This is a genomic window from Pseudomonas sp. MF08875, assembly GCF_059862525.1.
Genome location: NZ_JCBCUW010000069.1, coordinates 1 through 22810, shown reverse-complemented (window position 1 = coordinate 22810; position 22810 = coordinate 1). Strand labels below are relative to the sequence as shown.

Sequence of the window (22810 nt, the reverse complement as noted above, 5' to 3'; positions counted from 1 at the left end):
CCGTCGAAGCCGTCAATCGGACAGTAGCGAGGATCAATCTACGCCCGCGCAAGCGCTTGGGCTGGAAGACGCCGTACGAAGTGCATACAGGGGTGAGCGTTGCACTTATGTGTTGAATTCAGGCCCTGTTTTGGAAGAAATCTACCACCACCTTAATGGAGTTTGGCTGAGCATTTCCTTTTTTGTCGATGTGGTTCTTGACAGTCCCGAAGGCATTTTTGTCAAAAAGGACAACCGCGCCGTTAGGAATGAAGGCCAGCGGACGCCAGCCCCCCGGCGAAAGGGCAATCGCGTCGCCTTTCGAATGCACTAACCGGGCAGGAATCTCTGAGTATTCCTTGAAATCCTTTTTCCCATCCATTTCATAGGAAACGTTCTTGGCCTTGAGCTTGATCTCCAGACCTTCGTCATATTTCACATAGTCATCCCAGTTGAAGTCGACGAGATTGGCCTCGTCGAAACTGGCGACTAATTTTTTATCGAGCCTGAACCAGAAAACGTCATTGCTTGGCACAAACAACTCCCTTCCACTGAAAAGGGCCTTGTAGGGCCCTCGGTTACACTTAAACTGTCTTACTTAGCCTACCATGGTGAATCACCACTACATTTATAGACACACTGAATGACCGCAATGGGTCGACTTCTGCCGGTCACGACAGGCAGAAATCGGCCAGCAACAGTCGCTCAGTAAACTTCCACGACTGACTGGCTTCAGGCTAAAGTGGCTTTCTGATATGGATCTGAGGGCTGTTGTGTATGTCCGATGTAAGCGAGTTGATTAATAACAGTGAGGTGTACAGAACCTTGCTGGAGTCGACCAAGGCGATTCCTTGGAAGATTGATTGGACCTCGATGAAGTTCGCCTATATCGGCCCTCAAATCGAGGCGTTGCTGGGCTGGAGTCCTGAGAGCTGGGTGAGCGTGGAAGACTGGGCTATGCGCATGCATCCAGAAGATCGCGAATATGTGGTGAATTTCTGCGTGACACAATCCCAGGCTGGCGTGGACCATGAGGCGGACTACCGAGCGCTGACCAAGGACAACGGCTATGTGTGGATTCGCGACGTTGTGCACGTGGTGCGCAATGACAGGGGCGAGGTCGAAGCACTGATCGGCTTCATGTTTGACATTAGCGAACGCAAGAAGACCGAGGACCAACTGCTGAGCTTGCAGAAAGAGCTAGAGGTGCTTTCGTTCAAGGACGGTTTGACGAATATCGCCAACCGCCGCCGCTTCGATAGCTGTTTCGAGTTGGAGTGGGAACGTGCGCGCCGCGAGTGCCAGCCCCTGTCTCTGCTGTTTTTTGACGTCGATTTTTTCAAGCAGTACAACGATTTGTACGGCCATATTCAAGGCGACAAATGTTTGATAGCGATCGCCCAGACGCTGAGTTTGGCGTTGGATGGCCCTCGCGACCTTGTGGCTCGCTATGGAGGCGAAGAGTTTGTCGTGCTGCTGCCCGAAGCCGGTGCCGAGGTGGCGCTTAAAGTTGCTGACCGCTGCCAGCGGTTGATTCAGAAGCAGTCCATCGTGCATGCGCTGTCGCCACATGGCCACCGCCTCACTGTCAGCATAGGAGCGGGCTCGGTGGTGCCAGGTGAGAGGGAAAAGCCTACAGACTTCATCAAAGCCGTAGACCAGCAGCTATATGCGGCTAAAAACAATGGACGGCACCGCATTGAACATGTGCAGTTGGAGGAGGTTGCGTGCTCGTCTGCAGTTGAAAGTATTACCAGTCATTCATAGAGAACCTGTGAGCTTCTGCTAAGGGTCGTTCTCTGCCGGTCATGTCCACGAATCGTGCTGGTCAAATTCGATGCAAATGACTGGTCAGGTCGAATGCAAATGGGTGGGCAAGTCCGTGCAATGACCCAACCATCCCCTGAACCTCAATTTGAGGGGGCGCAGGACGAAAACACCTGTTCAATTTCCCAATTGATTTAGGTTCACTAAATGAGCAGACGTAAGGAAAAAGACGCGACCGAGGATTACCGAGCGCTCGACGTTCGAGCACTGCATCGTGCCGGTGTGCTGGTGGCTGGCTGGAGCGGTAATTGGCAATGGTCACGCGACGGCGGAGTGCGGGCGAAAATTGGCGTCACTGTCGAAAGCTTGACCCGGCTGCACCTGTGCTATCAGGCCACGAGCAGGGGCCAAGTAGAGGCGAAGGACTACGTTGTGCCGGTAGTCTGGACGTCTTGTCACCTAGGCGGCAGTCGCCCATGGTTTAGCTGCCCAAGCTGTGGCCGCCGAGTAGCAAAGTTGTACGGTGGCGTCGTGTTTGCCTGCCGCCACTGCTGGCGCTTGAACTATGCGAGCCAGCAGGTCAGTACGCGCGACCGAGCTGCCGATCGCTCGTGGAGTCTGCGCCGCCGCCTCGGTTGTGATGAGGGATTTTTATCCATGCCAGCCGAGTACATATGTAAGCCAAAGGGTATGCACTGGCGGACTTTCAACCGCAAAATTGCACTACTCAAGCAAGTGGATGCCGGCGCCCTGGCAGACGCAGAGGCCATGCTCGCCAGCATCGACCGCAGATTGGGCACGTTGGGTGCGGCACTATTTCAACGCTGACTCACCCACACCGAATGAGTCAGCCGCCAATGGGCGATCGCAGCGTTCACGACCAGTAGGCTTAGTGGCAATTTGTCTGGACCATTGACCCGTAAGAAGAGCTTGTACAACTTATGTTCTTGCTGGCTGCATTATTCATCCGATCAAGGTTTTGATTATTGCTGTCGTTGATCATCTGGATGGCTCCCATGGCATTTTTATCTGAAGCCTCTCGCCGCTGTTGAGCCAAAGCAGCCTCTGTACGCTCATCACTTGCGGCACTGGACAACTCTTCACGCTTATCTTCAGCACTCTGCTGCTGCAGCTGAAGCAAGCAATTGCCAAATTCAGGGGTGTTTGGCGTGAACCCGAAGTCCTGCTGACATGTTGCTTTGGCGTTCTGAATATTCGCCTTCATTTGCTGCCTTTTGGTGTCGGCCATTTGCTGTTGTTTTAGATCTTCATCCTTCGCGCTGATGCACTGGAAATTCAAATCAGCCTTTGCGTAACGAGCCATTCCAGATGGCTCAGACGTTACTTTACCAATTACGGGTGGGGCGCCATTGCCTTGACAGAACTGGTCGATTTTTCTACGGCAAGTTTCGATCGCATTGTCCGCTGAGAAATCAAAAAAACTCCCGATGGCACTGCATTCGTAACGATCTGCACTTAGCGTGTTAATCGTGCCGGAGGCACAGCCAGCCAAAAGCGCAAATGCTCCAGCAGCAAAAATAATCTTCATTTCTTTCTTCCTGAATGATCGGACAACTGAAAACGCGCAGTGAGCTTGTCGCTGCCTACCATGGAGGAGAACGATTAGCACTCACCAAGAACATACTAGGGGTGCCATGGGAGCAGCGGCGTTCCCGCTCAAATGGCACAAGCAAAAGAGATTCAAAACCAGTAGATCTATACTCTGTAGATGCTAACACGAGGGGCAGGCACCCTATCAAGCATGACATCTGCCTCCCCCACCTCCGCTCGGCATCGCATATCTGGCAACCTCAAGCGCCTGCGCCTTGAGCGCGGACTAAGCCAGGAAAAAGCAGCAGAGCTTGCCGACTTTCACCGCACCTACGTTTCTCAACTAGAACGCTGCGTCACCAACATCAGCATTGATGGTTTGGAACGTTTGGCTTTCGCACTCGACGTGGATGTTGTGGACTTGCTACAACCTACTGACGATCAACAACGTAACCGGTGACCGCCTTCCTCTGGAGTTGGCCAGTCAACTATGGCTGATGCTCCTCCGGCAATCGATTAAGCCTGACGCTGATCGGAAGAAAAGCCGCCCATGAGCGAGAGGGAGAAAACGACCGACTGAGGGGCAGCAAAGTAAAAAGCGAGTAGATTTGTGAGTAGATAGAAACAAAATCCACTAACAACTCCAGATAATACGCAGCCCACAGCCAACAGTTCGATTCTGTCTCTGGCACCACTTAATTAGCTTCAGGTGGTGCAAACATCATCCGAAGCACACAAAAAACCCGCCTAGTGCGGGTTTTTTGCTTTCTGCGGTTTGGGTTCCCTTCTTCTCTTCGCTTACTGGCGCGCCCAGGCCTTTTCAGGCCCGGGCGCAGCCTTGGGCTTAGCGCGTACCCCGCAGGCGCAAGGCCGACGGCATGAAGTACGAATCCGGCGGCACGGGCTGGGCGAAGTCCACGGTCTGGGTTTCTTCGTTGTCCAGGTTCTGTACGTAGTAGCGCCGTGCTTGCAGGTCGTGGAAGACGTCCAGGGCGCTCCAGGTGGTGGGCAGGTCGTAGAAGTTCTTCAGGTACGCCATCGACACCCGCCACAGCTCGCCTCGGCCATCGTACTGGTCGACCACCGCCGCACCCCAACTGTCCTCATCGAGAAACAACACACGCTTGGAGTAGATGTGCCGCGCCGTCGGCTTGAGGGTGCCTTCCACCACCCACACCCGGTGCAGCTCGTAGCGGGTGTACTGCGGGTTGAGGTGGCCGGGCTTGAGCAGGTCGGCGTACTTCACGTCGGGGCTGGAGACTTTGTAGTTGTTGTACGGGATGTAGATTTCCTTCTTGCCCACCAATTTCCAGTCGTAACGGTCCGGCGCGCCGTTGTACATGTCGGTGTCGTCGGCGGTGCGCAGGCCATCGGAGGCGGCGATGGGCGTGTCGTAGGCCAGGTTCGGCGCGCGGCGCACGCGGCGCTGGCCGGCGTCGTAGATCCAGGCCTGGCGCGGCTCTTTGATCTGGTCCAGGGTTTCGTGCACCAGGGCTGCGCCCCCGGCCAGGCGCGCCGGGCTCTTGACGAAGGCCAGGTAGTAGAACAGCACGTTTTTCAGGTCCGTGAAGGCGCCGTCCTTGCGGTAGTAGTTGAACAGCGCTTCCTGCTGGGAGGTGACCAACGAGAAGCTGCCGTTACGCTGCACCGGCACTTCCGAGGCGCGGCGCACCACGTAGGTACCGCGATAGCGGGTGACGTGGTTCCACAGCGCGCTCACCCCATCCGCCGGGATCGGAAACGGCACCCCGCCATAGGCCCCGGCAAAGCCGTTGCCGCCTTCAAGCAAAGTGGCGCTGGTGGCGTTCTTGAACGTGTTGTCGTACACCCATTGCGGCGCCGCGCCGGAGCGGCGGCTGGGGTAGACCGGCATCTGGAAGCTGTCCGGGTAGCTGTTGAACAGGGCGATCTGGCCCACGGTGAGCTGGCCCCTGTATTGCTCCAGGTTGGCCTTGGTGATGGTGAACAGCGGTTTGTCGGCGGCGAACGGATCGATGTGGTGCTTGCCCGGCTCGTAGCCCTTGGGCGCCTGGGTGATGCCACCGTCCCACGCCGGGATGGTGCCCGCCGCGTTCCCCGCGCGCTCGGCGCCCAAAGGCGTGAGGGTGGTTTTGAGTTGCTGCGCCTGCTGCGCACTGACCGCCGCCAACGCCTGGCCGGCGCACGCGCTCAGGGCCAGCGCCAGGGCGGCGTTCATCAGGGTGTGTTGCTTGAACATGGAAAGACTCCAAAACGGATAACGGCCATGGGCCCGGCGCACTGCTGCCGGAACACTCACAGGAAGTACTTGAGGTTGAAACCGATGTTGTCGCGGTCGCGGATGCCGTTGTTTTGCCCGCCGCCGTAGAACTCGGTGTATTGCAGTTCGGCCTCCAGCTTGTTCTGGTAGGTGGCTTTGACCCCCAGGGTGTAAGCCTTGCGGCCTTCGATGAAGTTGCCGGCCTGGTAGGAGTTGCCCTTGAAGTCGTCCTTGTAGACCGCGTAGGGCGAGACGTTGACCCCGGCGTACACGTCGTTCCAGGTGCCGTTGAACATCAGGGTGTAGCCGTAGGAGTTGGCGCTGACCTGATCGTCCTTCTCCCCGCCAGATACGTAGGAGTAGTTACCGGTGCCCGCGTAGTGGCGGGTGCTGCCATCCCACGCGCTGTACTTCAGGCTGCTGCCGCGCAGGTGCTCGGTGGCCAGCTCGAAGATGCCGAACAGCGAGTCGAAGCCCACGCTCGGGCCGAAGTTGTAGATGGTGCCCAGGGACGTGTTGAACGCCTCGACCCGCTCGGAGTTATCGATGTTGCTGTCCAGGGTCACCCATTGCCCGCCGATGTTCACCGCTTGCCCCGCCGCAGCCGCAGCCGCGCCGTTGGCCAGGTCGCCGATCAGGTCGTTGGTGGCCGCCACGCCGATGGGCAGGTTCGGCCGGTAGGCCACTTCACCGAACACCGAGGCCTTGCCCAGGGTGGTGTTGAAGCTCAGGCCGTACATGCGGATGTCTTCGGCGTAGTTGCGGTGGGCCTGGATGTTGCCCATCACGTCGGCGGTGGCCAGGCCATTGGCGAGCGCCTGGGCCTGGGCGCCGGCGAGGCCACGGAGCATATCGGTCAGGGCATCCATGTCGATGCCTTTGTAGCCGCCCAGGTTGGCGGCGATGGTCGGTTCCTTGGCGTGGTAGTTGACCAGGTACATGCCGAACTCGGTGCTGTTGAGTTCTTCGGCGATGTAGCGCATGGCGAAACCGTACTGGCCGTCGTTACGGGCGTTGTAGTCGCGGCCGATGGAGGCGACCTTCAGGGTGTTGCCGTAGGCCGGGGTCACGCCGTTGGCATACAGCCCGGTGCTGCCCAGGGCGCTGGCCAGCGCCGGGTTGTTGCCCAGGCCCTGGTACAGGCCGATGACGTTGCCGAACACCGGCACCGGGGTGTCCAGGGCGGTGCCGCTGAAGTCGTTGTAGCCGGTGCGCCCGCCGTCGGCGAACAGGTCGGTTTGCGCGTAGAAAGTGCCCACCGGGTCGATACGGGTTTCTTTCCAGTTCCACTGGTAGAAGCTTTCCAGGGTCAGGTTGTCGCTCAGGCCGATGTTGAAGCTCACCGCCTCTACCGGCATCAGCACTTCCTTGACCTCGGCGCCGGGCAAGCGGTACTTGGCCGCATCCACCGGGTTGGTGGTGTTGACGCCGCCGCGGTAGAACAGCCCTTCGCCCCAGTTGAACACCTGGCGCCCCAGGCGCGCGGTCACGGGCAGGTCGCCCACATCCCAGTTGCCGTAGACGTAAGAGTCGAGGATTTCGACGTGATGGCCGGCGATGTCGCGGGTCTGGTCGGTGAAGCGGTCGTCGTTGGGGTAGCTTTGGCTGGGCTGGGACGGGTTGTTGTTTTGCTTGTAGTCGTTGCGCTTGTCCATGATCTGGCTGTCGTAGAACGCGGTGCCGCGCACGAACAGGCCGTAGTTCTGGTAAGTCGCCTCCAGCTCGGAGGTGATCTTGTACACCTCGGAAACCATGCCGGTATCGAAGTTACGGTTGCCGTCATTGGTGTTGACGTCATCATTGCTCTGCTCGCGCCCCTGCACCCGCCAGAGCTGGCCGTACGACAGGGTGCTGTCGAACGAACCCTTGACCTCGTTGCCCAGCACGCTGAACTCCATGGCCTGGGTGCCCTGCGCCGCGCACAGTAACCCCGCCAGCCCCAACCCCACACTGCCCTGTCGCCGCAAACCGATTGTCATTGTTGTTATCTCCTGTTCGGACCTGTTCTGTTGAGTAGTCAGTGCGCGCCCATGCCGGCCCTGACGAAATTGCGACTGTGGACACCCATGTGCCGCAGCAGCTCGACCAACTGGCTGTTGAGCGGTTCGTGGTCGTAGGTTTGCCGCTGTAGCTGATTGCCCTGGCTAAAGCCCTGCACCCCGCCGGACGCCGCCAGCCACTGGCCGATGGCCTCGTCGAACGCGGCAGCCTGGGCATTGGCTTGGGCGGCCACCACGTCGCGGGCATAGGCCGTGCTGTAGGGCGGGTACGTGGCGTCGCGGGCGGTGTCGGCGTAAGCGGCGAGCATCGGGTGCGGCGCCTTGGCCAGCAGCAATTGCTCCAGCCACGCGCCCTGGTATTTCTCCACTTCGGTGTGGCGGGTGGCGACCCGGGCGATGGCGGCTTTTTTCTCGCTGTCGAACCCGGCCAGGGCCTTGCCTTCCATCAGCAACATGCCCGCCAGGTCGGCACCCGGCAGCGGCGTGGCGTGGTAGGGCTGGGTCAGGTCTTGCACGTAATGCAGGCCCCAGCCGAGGAAGCGGTAGCCCCAGTAGGGGTGGCCGGTGGCGAAGGCGAACCGCGCCAGGTCGAAATACTGGTAGATGCGCCAATCCGGCCAACTGCGCTTGAGGAACGGCGCGCCGGCGTAGATCACCGCGCTTTCGTGGAAAAAGCCGATGTGGAACGGCGCCTGGGAACTGTACTCAAAGCGCTCGTCGCCGAACGACTGCACGCCAAAACCGTAGAGCGCGCCAACTTCGCCGGGGTTGTCGCTGAACAGGTTGATGTCGTGGCCGTAGTCGGGTTCGTCCGCCGCCGTGGCCAGCACCGCCAGTGGCGCGATCTGCTCCCCCGGCGCCAGGGCGATAAAACGCTGGGTGGCCCAGGGCGAGAGGGTCTGCGCCACCATCACTTGGCTGGGTTTGAGGTGGCCGCGCGCGGGCTCGTCCTGGCCGGGCAACGGCTGGAACATCAGCGCCAGGTGGATCTGCGGGTTGACGCGCAACGCCATGAGGAACGCACGGCGCGGGTCGCTCGCCGGGGTGGTGGTCAGGGCCAGGTCGTCCGGGCGCGGCGGGTAATCGGCGAAGTGCTCGCGGGCGAAGCTTTCCTGGGCTTGCAGCAGCGCCACCAGGCCCGTGTGCTCTTGGGCGAGGAATTGCTCCAAGGGCTCGACTTCCACTGTGGGCGCCTCGCGCAACGGGGCAACGTCCTGCAAGGCCAGGTAACTGCCCAACGTATGGTTGGACCACCCCCACGCACCGGGAGCAAACCCGGCAAGCCCCAGCAGGGCGATCACAAACGGCAACTTCATCGGCTTTTCGCTCTTATTTGGATGAACCGGCAGTGCAACCGAGCCTAACAACCGCCCCCCAGACCGGCACTGTCCGATCCCGCCAAAAAAACTCACCGATAGCGCCATGCCAAAGCGGCGCAGGGTAACGGTGGAAGCGAGCCTGCTCGCGATGGCAGCGGCACATTCAGCTCCGGTGTTGGCTGATCCACGGCTATCGCGAGCAGGGCTCGCTCACACGGGGGCATGGTTTTTTGAGGTTGGGTTGCAGCCCACAGCAGGTGTGGGGCCCCCACACCTGCCCGGGTATCACGCCGGGTAGCCGGTGATGTCGCGGATGCTCTGGTACAGCGGTTTGAGCTGGCGGTACATGCGCAGGTAAACCTCCTTGTACAAGCGCTCGTAGGTGCGCTGGGCCTGGGGGTCGGGCTCGAAGACGTCGCCAATGCGGGTCATGGCGGCGATGGCGGTGGCAAAATCCGCGTGCAGGCCCAGGCCCACCGCGCAGGCAATCGCCGCACCCAGGCCGGAAGCTTCATAGACGTGCGGGCGTTCGGCGGGCAGGCCGAAAATGTCCGCCGTCAGTTGCATCGCCGCGTCGCTCTGGGAGCCGCCGCCCGCCACCCGCAGGCGCGTGACCGGGGTGCCCGAACGCTTCTCGATGCGTTCCTTGCCCTGGCGCAGGGCATAGGCCAAGCCTTCGAGGATCGCCCGGTAAATGTGCGCGCGGGTGTGCACGTCGCCAAAACCGATCATCGCGCCCTTGGCCTCCGTACCCGGCTCGCGGATGCCCGGCGACCAGTAGGGTTGCAGGGTCAGGCCCATGGACCCGGGCGGCACCGCGTTGACCAGCGCATCGAACAACTGCTCCGGCTCCAGCCCTTGCTCGCGGGCCTGCTGCACTTCGCGCAGGCCGAATTCACGCTTGAACCAACTGACCATCCAATAGCCACGATAAATCATCACCTCGCAGTTGAAGTGGTCCGGCACCGCCGCCGGGTAGGGCGGGATCAGCGGCACGGTTTCCAGGTAACGCGAGCGGGTGGTGGTGATGGTCGCCGTGGTGCCGTAGGACAGGCACGCGGTAGACGCATCGATCACCCCGCTGCCAAGCACTTCGCAAGCCTTGTCGGCACCGGCGGCGATCAGCGCCAGGCCTTCGGGAATGCCGGTGTGGCGGCTGGCTTCGGCGCTGATGCGGCCCAGGATCTGCCCCGGTTTGAGCAGCGTGGGCAGTTGCTCCGGGCGCACGGCCACCGCTTGCCACTTCCAGTCCCGCGGCGCGGCCCAGCGCAGGCGTTTGTAGTCGAACGGCAGGTAGCCCACGCAGCAGCCCACCGAGTCAACGAAATTGCCGGTCAGGCGGTGGGTAAGAAACCCTGAGAGCAGCAGCAGTTTGTGGGTCTTGCTCCAGATGTCGGGCTGGTGCTGGGCCACCCAATTGGCCTCGGCCTGGGCGCGAAAGTAATCCACCGTGCCTTGCACGCCGAGGGCCTTGAACAGCCAGCCCCACGGGCCTTTGATCGAACCCTTGACCTCGGCCTGGCGCTGGTCCAGCCACAGGATCGCCGGGCGCAGGGCCTGGCCCTGGGCATCGACGTTAATCACGGTGCCGCGCTGGGTGGTCAGGGACACCCCGCGGATCTGGCTGCGGTCAACGCCGGTCTGCGCCCACAACTGCTGGCAGGCCTCGCCCAGTTTGGCCCAGTAGTAATCCGGGTCTTGCTCGGCCCAGCCGGGGTGTTTGGAGTAGTAGGCCTCCAGTTCCACCTTGCCCTTGCCCAGCAAGTTGCCCTGCAGATCAAACAGCAAGGCCCGCACGCTCTGGGTGCCGTTGTCGATCGCCAGCAGATAGTTTTTGTCGTTCATGGAGAACCGTGCCAGCCAGTCAAAGTAAATCGGTGGTAGAAAGCGGCGCATCGGCCGGGACGCCGTGATACCTGCGCCAAAGCGCCCGGTAGCGCTGTTCTTCGTCGGCCCAGCGGCCATCGTTCCAGCCCAGGCGTGGTTGGCACAGGAGGCGGATTTGCCCCAGGTACGCCGCACCGCCGTCGGCCAGCAGCAGGCCCAGGCGCGTGCGGCGCAGCAGCAGGTCGTCCAGGTGCAGCACCAGTTCCTGTTCGGCGGCGAAGGCCAGTTCCGCCCACAGGGTAGCCGTCGCGCCCACGGTGTCGCTGCCCAATTGCGCCACCAGTTGCGCCAGCCTCGGTAGATCACGGCCATGGCGCCCGGCCAGGCGTCGCCATTGGCTGGGGTTCAGGCCCGGGATTTCCAGGGCCGGCACCGGGGCGAACACGGGCGCGCCGTCATCCTCGACGCTGCGCCCCAGTTCCTCGGCGCAGGCGCGCAGCACCTCGATGGCTTGCGGGCGGAACGTGGTCAGTTTGCCGCCAGCCAGGGTCACGCAACCCGGCTCGCGCCACAGCACGTGCTCGCGGGTTGCATTCGACGGTTTGCCCGCGCCGCTGCCGACCACCGGGCGCACGCCGGACCAGGTGGACAGCACGTCTTGGGCCGTCACCCGCGCCTGGGGGAACTGCTGGGCACACGCGGCCAGCAGGTACTGCACTTCGTCGGTGCTGATGCTTGCGCTCTGGTCGAGGTCTTCGCGGTGGTCCAGGTCGGTGGTGCCGATCACCGTCGCGCCTTCCCAGGGGAAGACAAACACCGGGCGCCGGTCCTGGGCGTGAATAAAGCTCAACGCCTGGGCCACCGGCAGGCGCCAACCCGGCACCAGCAAATGGCTGCCGCGCAGGGGCCGCAATTGGCTGCCTGCGCTGGGCGGGCGCAGGCGTTCGGCCCAGGCGCCGGTGGCTACCGCCAACATGCGGCAGCCCAGGGTCAGGGCCGCGCCGCTTTCGCTGTCCTGGGCCTGCACGCCGCAGACCCTGCCGTTTTCGCGCAGCAGGCCGGTCACCTGCACACCGTTGACCACACACGCGCCGTCGGCTCGGGCCTCGGCCAGCACACGCATGACCAGCCGTGCGTCGTCGGTCAAGGCATCGACAAAACAGGAGCCGCCCAACAGCCCCGGCGCCTTGACCCCGGGGGCGAGGAAATGCAGTTGCGGCGCGCTGACAAAGCGGTGGTTGCGCCGCCCGGCGAGGGCGTCGTACACCGTCAGCAGGCCGCCAAACACCCGCGGCCCGGGGAAAGCGCCGCGGTAATGGGGCATCACGAAGCCCATGGCGTCCACCAGCCCCGGCGCTTCGTCCAGCAGGCGCTGGCGTTCGCGCACCGAATCGCGGGTCAGGCGCCATTGGCCGCTGGCGATGTAGCGCAAGCCGCCGTGGACCATTTTCGAGGACCGGCTCGAGGTGCCCCAGGCAAAGTCGCGTTGCTCCAGCAGCAGGCAACGCCAGCCCCGGCGCGCCGCTTCACGCAGGATGCCGGCGCCGCTGATGCCGCCACCGATGACGATCAAGTCCCAGGGTTGCGCGGCCAGGGTCGCCAGGGTGGCGTCACGCCAATGGGCGTTCCAGGCAGTCATCGGTCATTGCTCCAGCAGGGTGCCAGGGTTAAGGCGCCCTTGCGGGTCGAAGTGCTCGCCCAGGCTGTGCAACGCGGCGATGGCCAGGGCGCCCTTCTCGCGCACCAGGTAGGGCGCGTGGTCCTTGCCCACGCCGTGCTGGTGGCTGATGGTGCCGTGGTTGTCGACGATGGTTTGGCTGGCGGCGTGCTTCAACGCCTGCCAGCGCGCCAGGGTGGCCGGGTAGTCCGCCGCCGGGCGGAACACGTAGCTGGTGTAGATGCTCGAACCCTGGCCATAGACGTGGGACAGGTGGGTGAACACATGCACCTGCTCGCCCTCGGCGGCCAGGCAATCGCGCAGGCTGCTTTCGACCTTGTTCAGCAGGTTGTCGACGTTGCTCCAATCGGTGGCGGTTTCCAGGGTGTCGACTACGTAACCGGCGTTCCACAGGTTCTCGCGCAGGTACGGAAAGCGAAAGCGGTTCTGCGCCCACTTGTTACCCAGCAAGGTGCCGGTGAACACCCCGCCGAACGCCTTGAGGTGGCGCTTGGCCTGGGCCAGGGACAGCGCATTCTGGCGCCGCTCGCCAGTCACGCCGAAGGTCAGCAGGCACTTGCCCGCGCTGGCGCCGCGCAAGCTCAGGTACTTCTCCAGCCAGGCGATCTGGCGCGGGTGCCCGGCCAGGGCCAGTTGGGTTTCGGTTTCCACGGCATTGGACAGGCGCAGCATCGACAGCGGCACCCGCGCCTGGGCCAGATGGCGGATCGCCTGCAAGGCCCTGGGCCAGTCGGGCAGGAACACGCCGTAAAAGCGCTCGTCGTCGGCCAGCGCAGTGACCCGCACCTTGACCTGGGAAATGATCCCGAAGCGCCCTTCGCTGCCGAGCACCACCTCGCGCAAGTCCGGCCCCGCCGCTGAGGCCGGGAACGCGGGGATCTGCAACGACCCGGCGAAGGTTTCCAGGGTGCCGCCAGCGAACAGTTGCTCGATGCGCCCGTAGCGCAGCGATTGCTGGCCGCTGGAACGGCTGGCGACCCAGCCGCCCAGGGTCGACAGCTCCCACGATTGCGGAAAGTGGCCGAGGGTGTAGCCGCGGGCGCGCAATTGGCTTTCCACTTGCGGGCCGGTGGCGCCGGGCTCGAAGGTGGCGATCAGGCTTTGTTCGTCGAGGTCGAGCAAGCGATTCATCCGCGCCAGCGACACCGTGACCACCGGGCGCGGGCCGTGCAGCGGGTTGATGTGCCCGGCCACCGAGGTGCCGCCGCCGTAAGGGATCAGGCACAGGTCGCGCTCAGCCGCCAGGGCCAGCAACTCGCGCACCTGGGCGGCGCTTTGCGGGTAGGCCACGGCGTCCGGGTAGAGGCCCGGCTTGCCTTCGCGCAGGGCCAGCCAATCGGGCAGGCTCTGGCCGCGGGCGTGGAGCAGGCGATCCTGGGCTTGCAGGCTGTATAGGGGGTGTGCGGCCAGGCGCGAGGGCGGCACCTGCACCAGGGCCTGTTCCAGGGTCGCGTCCGGCAGTGCCCGCCCGGTGCCCACACGCTGGGCGAGAAACGCCGCACCGTGGGCCGGCAGTTCCACCACTGTGCTTTCTTCGCCCCAGCCATTCCAGCGTCGCATGCGTGTCTTCCTTTGCTGTTCTTATTGGATCGTTCGTCTGGCGCCCATACTAGCCAGCCGCCAGCGGGGCGGGACTGTCCCATCGGGACAGATGGAGTAGCCAATTAAGTCAGCGCGGGTGCGCCATTTACTTTAGTCGCGGTTTGCCATTACCTTTCAGAGCGCTGACGAGCTCACCCGCTGCGCATAAGCCCCATTACCCGGACGTGGACACCCGAACGACTCGTCGCCAGGAATACGATCATGCAGCCCCTCGGCTTTACCTCGATCCCGCCCCTGCTCAAGTACCTGCGCCATGCCGAACAACTGGGCGTGGCCATCACGCCTGCGCTCGACGCCTCGGGCCTGCGCGCCGAGCAACTGAACGACAACACCCTGCGCGTGCCCAACGAGGCCCACGAACGGCTGCTCGAGCACCTGTGCCAGGCCTCGGGCGACCCACTGTTCGGCCTGCACTCGGCGCGTTATGTGCTGCCCAATTCCTGGAGCGTGCTGGGCTACATCACCATGAACTGCGCGACCCTGGGCGAAGCCATGAGCCGCATCGAGCCGTTCGAGAAACTGGTGGGCGACATGGGCACCAGCCGCATCGAGGCCGGTGCCGACCATGTGCGCCTGGCGTGGGACTGCCGCCACCAACCGCCCCAGGTGCGCCGGCACATGATCGAAAGCGTGCTGGCCTCGTGGATGCTCTACGCCCGCTGGATCGCCGACACCCAGGTGTCCCCCGGCGCGGTGTGGCTGGAGCACCCGCTGCCGGCCGGCACGCGCCTTGAGCAATACGAGGATTTTTTCGGCTGCCCGGTGCTGTTCGGGCAACCCTGCTCCGCCCTGCTGGTGCCCCTGGCGTACCTGCAACTGCCCCTGCGCCAGGCCGACCCCAACCTGCTGCGCACCCTCGAAGAACACGCTCTGGGGCTGATGGCCGAACTGGTGGACGCGCCGCTGCCGCTGCGGGTGAAAAACGCCCTGCGCCAACTGCTCAAGGACGGCCTGCCGCGCAAGGAACGGGTCGCCGAACAATTCGCCATGACCGTGCGCACCCTGCAACGCCAACTGCAACAGGCCGGTACCAGCTACCAGCAGATCCTCGACGACCTGCGCCAGGAGCTGGCCGAACACTACCTGCGCCACAGCGACCTGCCGATCCAGGACATCGCCCACTACCTGGGCTTCACCGAACCACGCTCCTTCCACCGCGCCTTCAAAAGCCGCACCCAACTGACGCCGGGGGAATATCGGCAGGGGTGAGCGGGGCAGTACCAGCCGCAAACTTTGGCTTTTTTCAGTGCCGTTGGGCAGCACACCCTGTAGGCCGTTACTGCCGCACCTGGGCGAACTGATCCGCCAGGCACGCCAGCAAGCCTGGCGCGTCGTTGATGTGTTGCAGGTACAAACTGCTGGCAAATTGGCCGGCAGATTGTCGAATACGAACAGCAAGGCACGGCCGAGCCGGCTACGGCAGGCACAACAGGATCGCCCGCGCTGAACCACCGCTCACGCCATAAAGCCTTGGGATTTCGCCTCACCTGCGTTTCAATGCTCGCCTTCGCGCCACCTACAGGACCCCATGCCCATGGCATCGGCAAACAAGCAGCACAAACGCGCCCAACGCGCCAAGACCAAAGCCAAGCAGAACCGCGCCCAGCGCACGGCGCCCAGCACCGATAACCTGGACCCAAACGACTCGCGCATCGATTTCGAATCGGTGGACCTGAGCGAGTTGTTCGACCTCATGCGCGCCGCCCAGAGCGTCAGCCAGCAGGCGATGTGCACGGTGTTCCTGGCCCACCCATTGCTCGCCCTGGTGGTGGAGCAGGAAGGTGAGGAGACCGCCACCGACTTCATCATCGGCGCCCTGCTCGAATACCGGCAGTGGACCACCGGCGAAGACGAGGAAAGCGCCCTGGCGTGGATCGAGTCCGCGCAGTTCCAGACCGACTACGTCGCCGCCTCGCAAGAGCTCGCGGCCGCCAACCTACAGCAAGCGGATTAAGCCCAATGGCATCTGTCAATAAGCAGCAAAAACGCGCCAAGCGCGCCAAGGCCAAAGCCAAGCAACTGCGCATCAATGGCCGCACGCCGATCGCCATGCACGACGACCCGAACGCCCCCGGCGAGCCGATGCCCCAGTACCTGCTGGATATGTTCGCCCGCATGCGCGAAGCCGAAACCAGCGGCCGCCACGAAATGCTGATGGAGCTGCTCAACTCCCTGAGCGCCATCATCAATGACCACCCAGACCTGCTGGACCTGGAAAACGCCGACGACGAAGCCATGGCCGCCACCCACCTGGCTGCCGACATGCTGATCGACTACCGCATGTGGCTCGACAACCTCGACCGCGAGAGCGCCCAGCGCTGGCTCGAAGACCCGCAAGTGATCGCCGACATCAGCACCGCCCTGGACACCTACCGCCAGGCGCTGGAAGCGGTGCAATAACCCTGCACTGGCATCTGTGGGAGCGGGCCTGCCCGCGATGGCGGCCTCACAATCGCTATCGCCGGCAAGCCAGGCTCCTACGGCTGCTCCCACAAAGCCCCCCACAGACGCACCTTTGCCCCCTTAACGCTTCCAACACCCGCCCAAAGCTGGCACCATCGCGACCTTTTTTACGCGACACCCGCCGTAAAACGGTTCAAACAGGTGTTCGGTTGTTGATGGCGCGACAGTCTGCTGTGCCGATGCGACAACCTGCCGCACCCTGGTCGTTTCCGCCGCGCGGGGCTGTTGGCTGTCATTCGAACGCTATGCTAGCTTGGCGCCACGCCAGGAAGGCCGCCCAACAGCAGGAGCACAACAGACAATGAGGACCGCACATGGCCCAGGCCGCGCCCGCGCTTGAAATCCGCAACTTGCACAAACGCTACGGCTCGCTGGAAGTCCTCAAGGGGGTTTCGCTGACCGCACGCGACGGCGACGTGATCTCGATCCTGGGTTCCTCCGGTTCCGGTAAGTCCACCTTCCTGCGCTGCATCAACCTGCTGGAAAACCCTCACCAGGGCCAAATTTTTGTCGCCGGCGAAGAGCTCAAGCTCAAGGCCGCGAAAAACGGCGAGCTGATCGCCGCCGACGGCAAGCAAATCAACCGCATGCGCAGCGAAATCGGCTTTGTCTTCCAGAATTTCAACCTCTGGCCCCACATGAGCGTGCTCGACAACATCATCGAGGCGCCGCGCCGGGTCTTGGGGCAAAGCAAGGCCGAGGCCACCGAGGTCGCCGAAGCCCTGCTGGCCAAGGTCGGCATCGGCGACAAGCGCCACGCCTACCCGGCGCAACTCTCCGGCGGCCAGCAGCAACGCGCGGCCATTGCCCGCACCCTGGCCATGCAGCCGAAAGTCATTTTGTTCGACGAACCCACCTCAGCCCTTGACCCGGAAATGGTTCAGGAAGTACTTAGTGTGATCCGCGCACTGGCCGAAGAAGGTCGCACTATGCTGCTGGTCACCCACGAGATGGGCTTTGCCCGCCAGGTGTCCAGTGAAGTGGTGTTCCTTCACCAAGGCCTGATCGAAGAGCAAGGATCGCCACAGCAGGTGTTCGATAACCCGCTTTCGGCGCGCTGCAAACAATTCATGTCCAGCAACCGCTAACGGAGCTACACGCATGCAGAGCTATAAGAAATTCCTCCTGGCCGCTGCCGCCACGCTGGTGTTCTCGGCCAACGCGATGGCCGCCGAAAAACTCAAGATGGGCATCGAAGCGGCCTACCCGCCGTTCAACAACAAGGATGCCAGCGGCCAGGTCGTGGGCTTTGACAAAGACATCGGCGACGCCCTGTGCGCCAAGATGAAAGCCGAGTGCGAAGTGGTCACCTCCGACTGGGACGGCATCATCCCGGCCCTGAACAGCAAGAAGTTCGACTTCCTGGTGTCCTCGCTGTCGATCACCGACGAGCGTAAGCAGGCCGTTGACTTCACCGACCGCTACTACTCCAACAAGCTGCAATTCATCGCGCCGAAAAACGTCGACTTCAAAACCGACAAGGCCTCCCTCAAGGGCAAGACCATCGGCACCCAGCGCGCCACCCTGGCCGGCACCTGGCTGGAAGATAACTACGGCGGCGACATCAAAGTCAGTCTCTACGACACCCAGGAAAACGCCTACCTGGACCTGACCTCCGGGCGCGTCGATGGCATCCTGGCCGACAAGTACGTCAACTACGACTGGCTCAAGTCCGATGCCGGCAAAAACTATGAGTTCAAGGGCGAGCCCGTGCTGGAAAGCGACGAAATCGGCATTGCCGTGCGCAAGGGCGACCCGCTGCGTGACAAGCTCAATGCCGCGCTGAAGGAAATCATCGCCGACGGCACCTACAAGAAGATCAACGACAAGTACTTCCCGTTCAGCATCTACTGATACTGACTTGCCCCACCGGCGCCCCCGTGGCGCCGGTTGCCGGCAAACCTGCCGCGGTATGAATAAAAACCCATGAATATCGATCTCTACGGATTCGGCCCGGCGCTTGCCGCGGGCGCGCTGATGACCGTCAAACTGGCACTCACGGCGCTATGCCTGGGGCTGGTGCTCGGTCTGGCCGGCGCCTTGGCCAAGACTTCCCCGTACAAGCCCCTGCAATGGCTGGGCGGCACGTACTCGACCCTGGTTCGCGGCATCCCGGAACTGCTGTGGGTCCTGCTGATTTACTTCGGCACCGTCAACCTGATGCGCATGATCGGCGAATGGTTCGGCAACCCCGACCTCGCCCTCAACGCCTTCGCTGCCGGTGTGATTGCCCTGGGCCTGTGTTTTGGCGCCTACGCCACCGAGGTGTTCCGCGGCGCGATCCTGGCCATCCCCAAGGGCCACCGTGAAGCCGGCGTGGCCTTGGGCCTGTCGAAATTTCGCATCTTCACCCGCTTGATCCTGCCGCAGATGTGGCGCATCGCCCTGCCGGGGCTGGGCAACCTGTTCATGATCCTGATGAAAGACACCGCACTGGTGTCGGTAATTGGCCTGGAAGAAATCATGCGCCACGCGCAAAACGGCGTGACCTTCACTAAGCAGCCGTTCACTTTCTATATGGTCGCCGCCTTCATGTACCTGGGCCTGACCGTGCTGGCCATGATCGGCATGCATTTCCTGGAAAAACGCGCCGCACGCGGCTTCGCGAGGGGCACGCAATGAATTGGGAAGTCATCATCAAGTGGCTGCCGAAACTGGCCCAGGGCGCCACGCTGACCCTGGAACTGGTAGCCATCGCTGTCATCGTCGGGCTGCTGCTGGCCATCCCGCTAGGCATCGCCCGCTCGTCACGCCTGTGGTACGTGCGCGCCCTGCCCTATGCCTACATTTTCTTCTTCCGCGGCACGCCGCTGCTGGTGCAGCTGTTTTTGGTCTACTACGGCCTGGCACAGTTCGACGCGGTGCGCGCCAGCGCCCTGTGGCCGTACCTGCGCGATCCGTTCTGGTGCGCCACCGCGACCATGACCCTGCACACCGCCGCCTACATTGCCGAGATCCTGCGCGGCGCCATCCAAGCCATTCCGCCCGGCGAAATCGAAGCGGCGCGGGCCTTGGGCATGTCGCGGCCCAAGGCGCTGTTCTACATCATCCTGCCGCGCGCGGCGCGCATCGGCCTGCCGGCCTACAGCAACGAAGTGATCCTGATGCTCAAGGCCAGCGCCCTGGCCAGCACCGTCACCCTGCTGGAACTGACCGGCATGGCGCGCACCATCATTGCCCGCACCTACCTGCCGGTGGAGATCTTCTTCGCGGCAGGCATGTTCTACCTGCTGATGTCCTACATGCTGGTGCGCGGCTTCAAACTGCTGGAGCGCTGGTTACGCGTCGATGCCTGCCAGGGCCGCTGAGCCGACGGTGCTGGAGGGCGAGCAGTTGCTCGCTCGGTTCCAGGAGCTCGACGCCTTACTCACCGCCCACCAAGACCTGTGGCGGCCACGCCCGTTCACCCACCGCCACTTGCCCTGGGAAAGCGACCACCCAGCGCTGGCCCAGTGGCTGCGCGGCCGCTCCCTGGAGGAGGCCGACGCCAGCCACAACCAGCCGCAGCACCTCGCCGCCCCCGCACCGTTTCCCGACCTCGCCCAGCGTTCAACCCAACTCTGCGCGGTAGGCAGCCTGCCCGTTATCGGGTTGACGCCCGCAGCGGCGCGGCTGGCGGTGGATGTACCAGGGCGCAAATGGCAGCAGATCGAAGCCTTCGCCGCCTGCCTGGACTTCAAGCACCCCGCCAGCCATTGGCTCGACTGGTGCGCCGGTAAAGGCCACTTAGGCCGCCGTCTCCTGCAACCCGGACAACACCTGACCTGCCTGGAGTACGACCCGGCGCTGATCGAGGCCGGCCAGCAGTTGAGCGCCCGCCATCGGCTGCAAGCCAGCCACGTGCAGCAAGATGTCATGGCCGCCAAAGCCGGGTTGCGCCTGAATGCCACCCACACCCCAGTGGCCTTGCACGCCTGCGGCGACCTGCATGTGCGCCTGATGCAACTCGCCAACGCCGCAGGCTGTGGGCAACTGGCCATCGCCCCGTGCTGCTACAACCGCATCCAGGGCGAGCGCTACCAAGCCCTTTCAGCAGCGGCCCAGGCCTCTGCCCTACAACTTTCGCTGGAAGATCTGGCGCTGCCGATGAGCGAAACCGTCACCGCTGGGGCACGAGTCCGACGCCAGCGCGACACCTCCATGGCCCGGCGCCTGGCCTTCGACCTGCTGCAACGGCAACTGCGCGCCAGCGACGACTACCTGCCCACACCGTCCCTATCCGCCGCTTGGCTGGCCAAACCCTTTGCCGACTACTGCCGCGACCTGGCCGCCCTCAAGCACTTATCCACAGTGCCCGAACAAGACTGGCCAGCCCTGGAAGCCGCCGGCTGGCAACGCCTGGCCCACGTGCGCAACCTAGAACTGCTGCGGGGCCTGTTCCGCCGCCCACTGGAACTGTGGTTGGTGCTGGATCGGGCCTTGTTTTTGCAGGAGCGCGGCTACCGCGTGCGCCTCGGGCAGTTCTGCCCTGCGCCCTTGACCCCACGCAACTTATTGGTGCTGGCCGAACGCGACTGATCTGCCGCACAGCCTGTGGATAACTCTGTTGATGGTTTTTCAGGCAAGCCTGTAAATCCCTGGCGTTGCGACGTAAATCAAGCCTGGTCATTTTTTGTTCATAAAATAAAAAGGCGCAAAAACAGTTAGTTAGGCCCCAATGCGAACCGCTCCACAAAACCGCGGCAAATCCGCGCACTTGGCCCACCCGTTGTGCATAAGCACTCTAGCGAAACGTCATAAGCACCCTTGCAAAGCTCAGCTATGGTGTTCAGACGCCAGAGATCCCTGGCGCCCACCGCAAGGAGCGCAACACCCATGAGCACAGTGAACAGTGCGCAACAAGCCGTCGAACTGGTCGCCAACCAGGCCATCGACGCCGCCCTGCAACAGACCTTCGCCGTCGGCGGCGCCATCATCGACAACGCCACCGGCAACGTGATCGTCGCCATGCACAACAACGTCCTGATGCCCTTTCCGGGCGCCGCGCAGCCCTACTTCCTGCCCCACGACCCGACCGCCCACGGCGAGCGGCAACTGGTGGACTGGTACTTTGAAAACCGCGTCGCGATGAACCTGCCCGCGCCCGCGCAACTGACCGTGGTCACTACCCTGGACCCTTGCGCCATGTGCGCCGGCTCCCTGCTCACCGCCGGTTTCAACGTGGCCGTCAGCGCCATCGACGACTATGCCGGCATCAACTACAACAGCGCCTTCAGCTTCCCCACCCTGCCGCCAGCGGTGCGCCAGCAGGCGCAGAACAGCTGGGGCTACTACGCCATCGCCGCGCCGGTCAGCCGCGCCTACCAAGGCGCCAACAGCCCGGTATTCAGCCAACAGACCATCGACAGCGCGGCCTACTACCTCACCGCCTCCATCTTCAACGCCAGCGTCAACACCGTGCGCGACGCCAGCAACAACAGCGGCCTGCCGCCCGCACAACTGCAAAACCCGGCCACGCTCCCGGCCCACAGCAAGGTGCGCCAAGCCCTGACCCAACTGAGCCCCTACGCCCTCACCGTCACCTGCCCGAACCCGCGCGACCCCGGCGCTACCCTGGCCCAACCGCTGCTCAACACCGCGCAAAACGCCGACAGCTTCAACGCCGTCGCCCTGCTCGACCCCTTCGGCAACCTGATCGCCTGCCTGGGCGGCGCGGAAAACCAGTCCCCGATCAAAACCGCATTCATGCAAACCACCCGCGGCTACGCCCTGCTGCGCTGGACCCTGATGAACGACCCCGACCCAGCCGTGCGCGCCGAAGCAGCGCAATACCTGACCCACCCAAAATACGGCACCTTCGTCTTCCTCTACGCCCCGGACCCCAGCACCCCACAAGCCGTAATGACCTTCGGCGCCTACGGCTCAACGATGGAAGGCCCCGTGCCACAGAGCTACCCTTCCAACCTGCAATACGTCCTACCACCGACCAACACCACCCCCCAACAACTCGCCACCCTGGCCCAGAGCTTGCCGCCGTTCTATACCCAAAGCGTACAAGTCGCCCCGGCCCAAGTGCTGGACCAGGGGCTGATCGATGCGGTGAAAAACGGGGTTTGACCCAAGAAATGGCCGGCTCGCCGTAAAAGGTGGGCTGGCCTTCACTGTCACGATGACGATATAAATCCTCCCCAATTGACGGCCGAGGTTCGGCGGTTGAAGCACAACTTTGCTCATGATTTGATTTGCTCAGCATCAAAACGGCTGAGCGTATCGGCGTCATGGGTGAGGACTTCTTCCTCACCTTCAAAAACCTTGCTCTGAATCGCCCCTAGTTTCGTAGACACCTCTTTGCCTTAAACTGAGGCCAATTAGGAGGTGCCATGAGCAACCCGCGTTACCCCGAAGAATTCAAAATACAAGCGGTCAATCAAGTGACCGAAAAGAA

20 protein-coding genes and 1 pseudogene are annotated in these 22810 nt (G+C 62.9%); 13 read left to right on the top strand and 8 right to left on the bottom strand.

Going from position 1 to position 22810, the window contains the following annotated elements; genetic code table 11:
- Positions 1-116, top strand: a pseudogene (locus AC19YT_RS26085) (IS30 family transposase); the annotation flags it as partial.
- Between the two features lie 2 nt (positions 117-118).
- On the opposite strand, the gene AC19YT_RS26080 reads toward AC19YT_RS26085, so the two are convergent.
- Positions 119-514 carry a hypothetical protein gene (locus AC19YT_RS26080; protein ID WP_500611289.1) on the bottom strand — a complete coding sequence of 132 codons (396 nt, stop codon included), beginning with the start codon at positions 512-514 and terminating at the stop codon, positions 119-121.
- Positions 515-756: 242 nt separating this feature from the next.
- On the opposite strand from AC19YT_RS26080, the gene AC19YT_RS26075 reads away from it, so the two are divergent.
- Both AC19YT_RS26075 and AC19YT_RS26070 read left to right on the top strand, forming a co-directional pair.
- On the top strand, positions 757-1746 hold the full coding sequence (locus AC19YT_RS26075) for a sensor domain-containing diguanylate cyclase (protein ID WP_500611288.1): 990 nt from the start codon (positions 757-759) through the stop codon (positions 1744-1746).
- A gap of 207 nt (positions 1747-1953) precedes the next feature.
- The gene (locus AC19YT_RS26070) at positions 1954-2574 is read left to right on the top strand and encodes a hypothetical protein (protein WP_500611287.1); all 621 of its coding nucleotides are present in this window, start codon (positions 1954-1956) and stop codon (positions 2572-2574) included.
- A gap of 61 nt (positions 2575-2635) precedes the next feature.
- On the opposite strand, the gene AC19YT_RS26065 is transcribed toward AC19YT_RS26070, so the two are convergent.
- Positions 2636-3295 carry a hypothetical protein gene (locus AC19YT_RS26065; protein WP_500611286.1) on the bottom strand — a complete coding sequence of 220 codons (660 nt, stop codon included), beginning with the start codon at positions 3293-3295 and terminating at the stop codon, positions 2636-2638.
- A 213-nt stretch (positions 3296-3508) separates the two neighbouring features.
- Here AC19YT_RS26065 and AC19YT_RS26060 point away from each other — a divergent pair, with 213 nt between their 5' ends.
- Positions 3509-3757, top strand: coding sequence for a helix-turn-helix domain-containing protein (locus AC19YT_RS26060; protein ID WP_500611285.1), 249 nt, complete (start codon positions 3509-3511; stop codon positions 3755-3757).
- Positions 3758-4141: 384 nt separating this feature from the next.
- On the opposite strand, the gene AC19YT_RS26055 is transcribed toward AC19YT_RS26060, so the two are convergent.
- From AC19YT_RS26055 to AC19YT_RS26030, 6 genes are all read right to left on the bottom strand, one after another.
- Positions 4142-5515, bottom strand: a complete 1374-nt coding sequence (locus AC19YT_RS26055) for a DUF1329 domain-containing protein (RefSeq protein ID WP_095108819.1) — start codon at positions 5513-5515, stop codon at positions 4142-4144.
- A 56-nt stretch (positions 5516-5571) separates the two neighbouring features.
- Positions 5572-7515: a DUF1302 domain-containing protein gene (locus AC19YT_RS26050; protein ID WP_500611284.1), complete on the bottom strand. Its 1944-nt coding sequence runs from the start codon at positions 7513-7515 to the stop codon at positions 5572-5574.
- A gap of 38 nt (positions 7516-7553) precedes the next feature.
- The gene (locus AC19YT_RS26045; protein WP_500611283.1) at positions 7554-8852 is read right to left on the bottom strand and encodes a phospholipase; all 1299 of its coding nucleotides are present in this window, start codon (positions 8850-8852) and stop codon (positions 7554-7556) included.
- A 288-nt stretch (positions 8853-9140) separates the two neighbouring features.
- Complete coding sequence (locus AC19YT_RS26040; RefSeq protein ID WP_095108816.1) at positions 9141-10700, bottom strand: FGGY-family carbohydrate kinase; 1560 nt, start codon at positions 10698-10700, stop codon at positions 9141-9143.
- A 19-nt stretch (positions 10701-10719) separates the two neighbouring features.
- The gene (locus AC19YT_RS26035; protein ID WP_500611282.1) at positions 10720-12321 is read right to left on the bottom strand and encodes a glycerol-3-phosphate dehydrogenase/oxidase; all 1602 of its coding nucleotides are present in this window, start codon (positions 12319-12321) and stop codon (positions 10720-10722) included.
- A 3-nt stretch (positions 12322-12324) separates the two neighbouring features.
- Complete coding sequence (locus AC19YT_RS26030) at positions 12325-13920, bottom strand: FAD-binding oxidoreductase (RefSeq protein ID WP_500611281.1); 1596 nt, start codon at positions 13918-13920, stop codon at positions 12325-12327.
- A 243-nt stretch (positions 13921-14163) separates the two neighbouring features.
- On the opposite strand from AC19YT_RS26030, the gene gliR reads away from it, so the two are divergent.
- From gliR to AC19YT_RS25985, 9 genes are all read left to right on the top strand, one after another.
- The gene (gliR, locus tag AC19YT_RS26025) at positions 14164-15171 is read left to right on the top strand and encodes an AraC family transcriptional regulator GliR (RefSeq protein ID WP_095108813.1); all 1008 of its coding nucleotides are present in this window, start codon (positions 14164-14166) and stop codon (positions 15169-15171) included.
- Between the two features lie 325 nt (positions 15172-15496).
- Positions 15497-15916, top strand: a complete 420-nt coding sequence (locus AC19YT_RS26020; RefSeq protein WP_095108812.1) for a hypothetical protein — start codon at positions 15497-15499, stop codon at positions 15914-15916.
- Positions 15917-15921: 5 nt separating this feature from the next.
- Positions 15922-16362, top strand: a complete 441-nt coding sequence (locus AC19YT_RS26015) for a hypothetical protein (protein ID WP_095108811.1) — start codon at positions 15922-15924, stop codon at positions 16360-16362.
- A gap of 377 nt (positions 16363-16739) precedes the next feature.
- Complete coding sequence (locus AC19YT_RS26010; RefSeq protein ID WP_095108810.1) at positions 16740-17513, top strand: ABC transporter ATP-binding protein; 774 nt, start codon at positions 16740-16742, stop codon at positions 17511-17513.
- A 13-nt stretch (positions 17514-17526) separates the two neighbouring features.
- Complete coding sequence (locus tag AC19YT_RS26005; RefSeq protein WP_095108809.1) at positions 17527-18279, top strand: ABC transporter substrate-binding protein; 753 nt, start codon at positions 17527-17529, stop codon at positions 18277-18279.
- A gap of 72 nt (positions 18280-18351) precedes the next feature.
- Positions 18352-19047 carry an ABC transporter permease gene (locus tag AC19YT_RS26000; RefSeq protein ID WP_500599575.1) on the top strand — a complete coding sequence of 232 codons (696 nt, stop codon included), beginning with the start codon at positions 18352-18354 and terminating at the stop codon, positions 19045-19047.
- The gene (locus AC19YT_RS25995) at positions 19044-19733 is read left to right on the top strand and encodes an ABC transporter permease (RefSeq protein WP_095108807.1); all 690 of its coding nucleotides are present in this window, start codon (positions 19044-19046) and stop codon (positions 19731-19733) included. The genes AC19YT_RS26000 and AC19YT_RS25995 overlap by 4 nt, the downstream gene beginning before the upstream one ends.
- Positions 19714-20943, top strand: coding sequence for a methyltransferase (locus tag AC19YT_RS25990; protein ID WP_500611280.1), 1230 nt, complete (start codon positions 19714-19716; stop codon positions 20941-20943). The genes AC19YT_RS25995 and AC19YT_RS25990 overlap by 20 nt, the downstream gene beginning before the upstream one ends.
- 297 nt (positions 20944-21240) lie before the next feature.
- Complete coding sequence (locus tag AC19YT_RS25985; protein ID WP_500611279.1) at positions 21241-22482, top strand: nucleoside deaminase; 1242 nt, start codon at positions 21241-21243, stop codon at positions 22480-22482.
- The last annotated feature ends 328 nt before the right edge of the window (positions 22483-22810 follow it).

Excerpts from the sequence above, each read along its gene's own strand:
- AC19YT_RS26075 (WP_500611288.1), top strand. The coding sequence starts at position 757 with ATGTCCGATGTAAGCGAGTTGATTAATAACAGTGAGGTGTACAGAACC.
- AC19YT_RS26070 (WP_500611287.1), top strand. The coding sequence starts at position 1,954 with ATGAGCAGACGTAAGGAAAAAGACGCGACCGAGGATTACCGAGCGCTC.
- AC19YT_RS26065 (WP_500611286.1), bottom strand. The coding sequence starts at position 3,295 with ATGAAGATTATTTTTGCTGCTGGAGCATTTGCGCTTTTGGCTGGCTGT.
- AC19YT_RS26060 (WP_500611285.1), top strand. The coding sequence starts at position 3,509 with ATGACATCTGCCTCCCCCACCTCCGCTCGGCATCGCATATCTGGCAAC.
- AC19YT_RS26055 (WP_095108819.1), bottom strand. The coding sequence starts at position 5,515 with ATGTTCAAGCAACACACCCTGATGAACGCCGCCCTGGCGCTGGCCCTG.
- AC19YT_RS26050 (WP_500611284.1), bottom strand. The coding sequence starts at position 7,515 with ATGACAATCGGTTTGCGGCGACAGGGCAGTGTGGGGTTGGGGCTGGCG.
- AC19YT_RS26045 (WP_500611283.1), bottom strand. The coding sequence starts at position 8,852 with ATGAAGTTGCCGTTTGTGATCGCCCTGCTGGGGCTTGCCGGGTTTGCT.
- AC19YT_RS26040 (WP_095108816.1), bottom strand. The coding sequence starts at position 10,700 with ATGAACGACAAAAACTATCTGCTGGCGATCGACAACGGCACCCAGAGC.
- AC19YT_RS26035 (WP_500611282.1), bottom strand. The coding sequence starts at position 12,321 with ATGACTGCCTGGAACGCCCATTGGCGTGACGCCACCCTGGCGACCCTG.
- AC19YT_RS26030 (WP_500611281.1), bottom strand. The coding sequence starts at position 13,920 with ATGCGACGCTGGAATGGCTGGGGCGAAGAAAGCACAGTGGTGGAACTG.
- gliR (WP_095108813.1), top strand. The coding sequence starts at position 14,164 with ATGCAGCCCCTCGGCTTTACCTCGATCCCGCCCCTGCTCAAGTACCTG.
- AC19YT_RS26020 (WP_095108812.1), top strand. The coding sequence starts at position 15,497 with ATGGCATCGGCAAACAAGCAGCACAAACGCGCCCAACGCGCCAAGACC.
- AC19YT_RS26015 (WP_095108811.1), top strand. The coding sequence starts at position 15,922 with ATGGCATCTGTCAATAAGCAGCAAAAACGCGCCAAGCGCGCCAAGGCC.
- AC19YT_RS26010 (WP_095108810.1), top strand. The coding sequence starts at position 16,740 with ATGGCCCAGGCCGCGCCCGCGCTTGAAATCCGCAACTTGCACAAACGC.
- AC19YT_RS26005 (WP_095108809.1), top strand. The coding sequence starts at position 17,527 with ATGCAGAGCTATAAGAAATTCCTCCTGGCCGCTGCCGCCACGCTGGTG.
- AC19YT_RS26000 (WP_500599575.1), top strand. The coding sequence starts at position 18,352 with ATGAATATCGATCTCTACGGATTCGGCCCGGCGCTTGCCGCGGGCGCG.
- AC19YT_RS25995 (WP_095108807.1), top strand. The coding sequence starts at position 19,044 with ATGAATTGGGAAGTCATCATCAAGTGGCTGCCGAAACTGGCCCAGGGC.
- AC19YT_RS25990 (WP_500611280.1), top strand. The coding sequence starts at position 19,714 with ATGCCTGCCAGGGCCGCTGAGCCGACGGTGCTGGAGGGCGAGCAGTTG.
- AC19YT_RS25985 (WP_500611279.1), top strand. The coding sequence starts at position 21,241 with ATGAGCACAGTGAACAGTGCGCAACAAGCCGTCGAACTGGTCGCCAAC.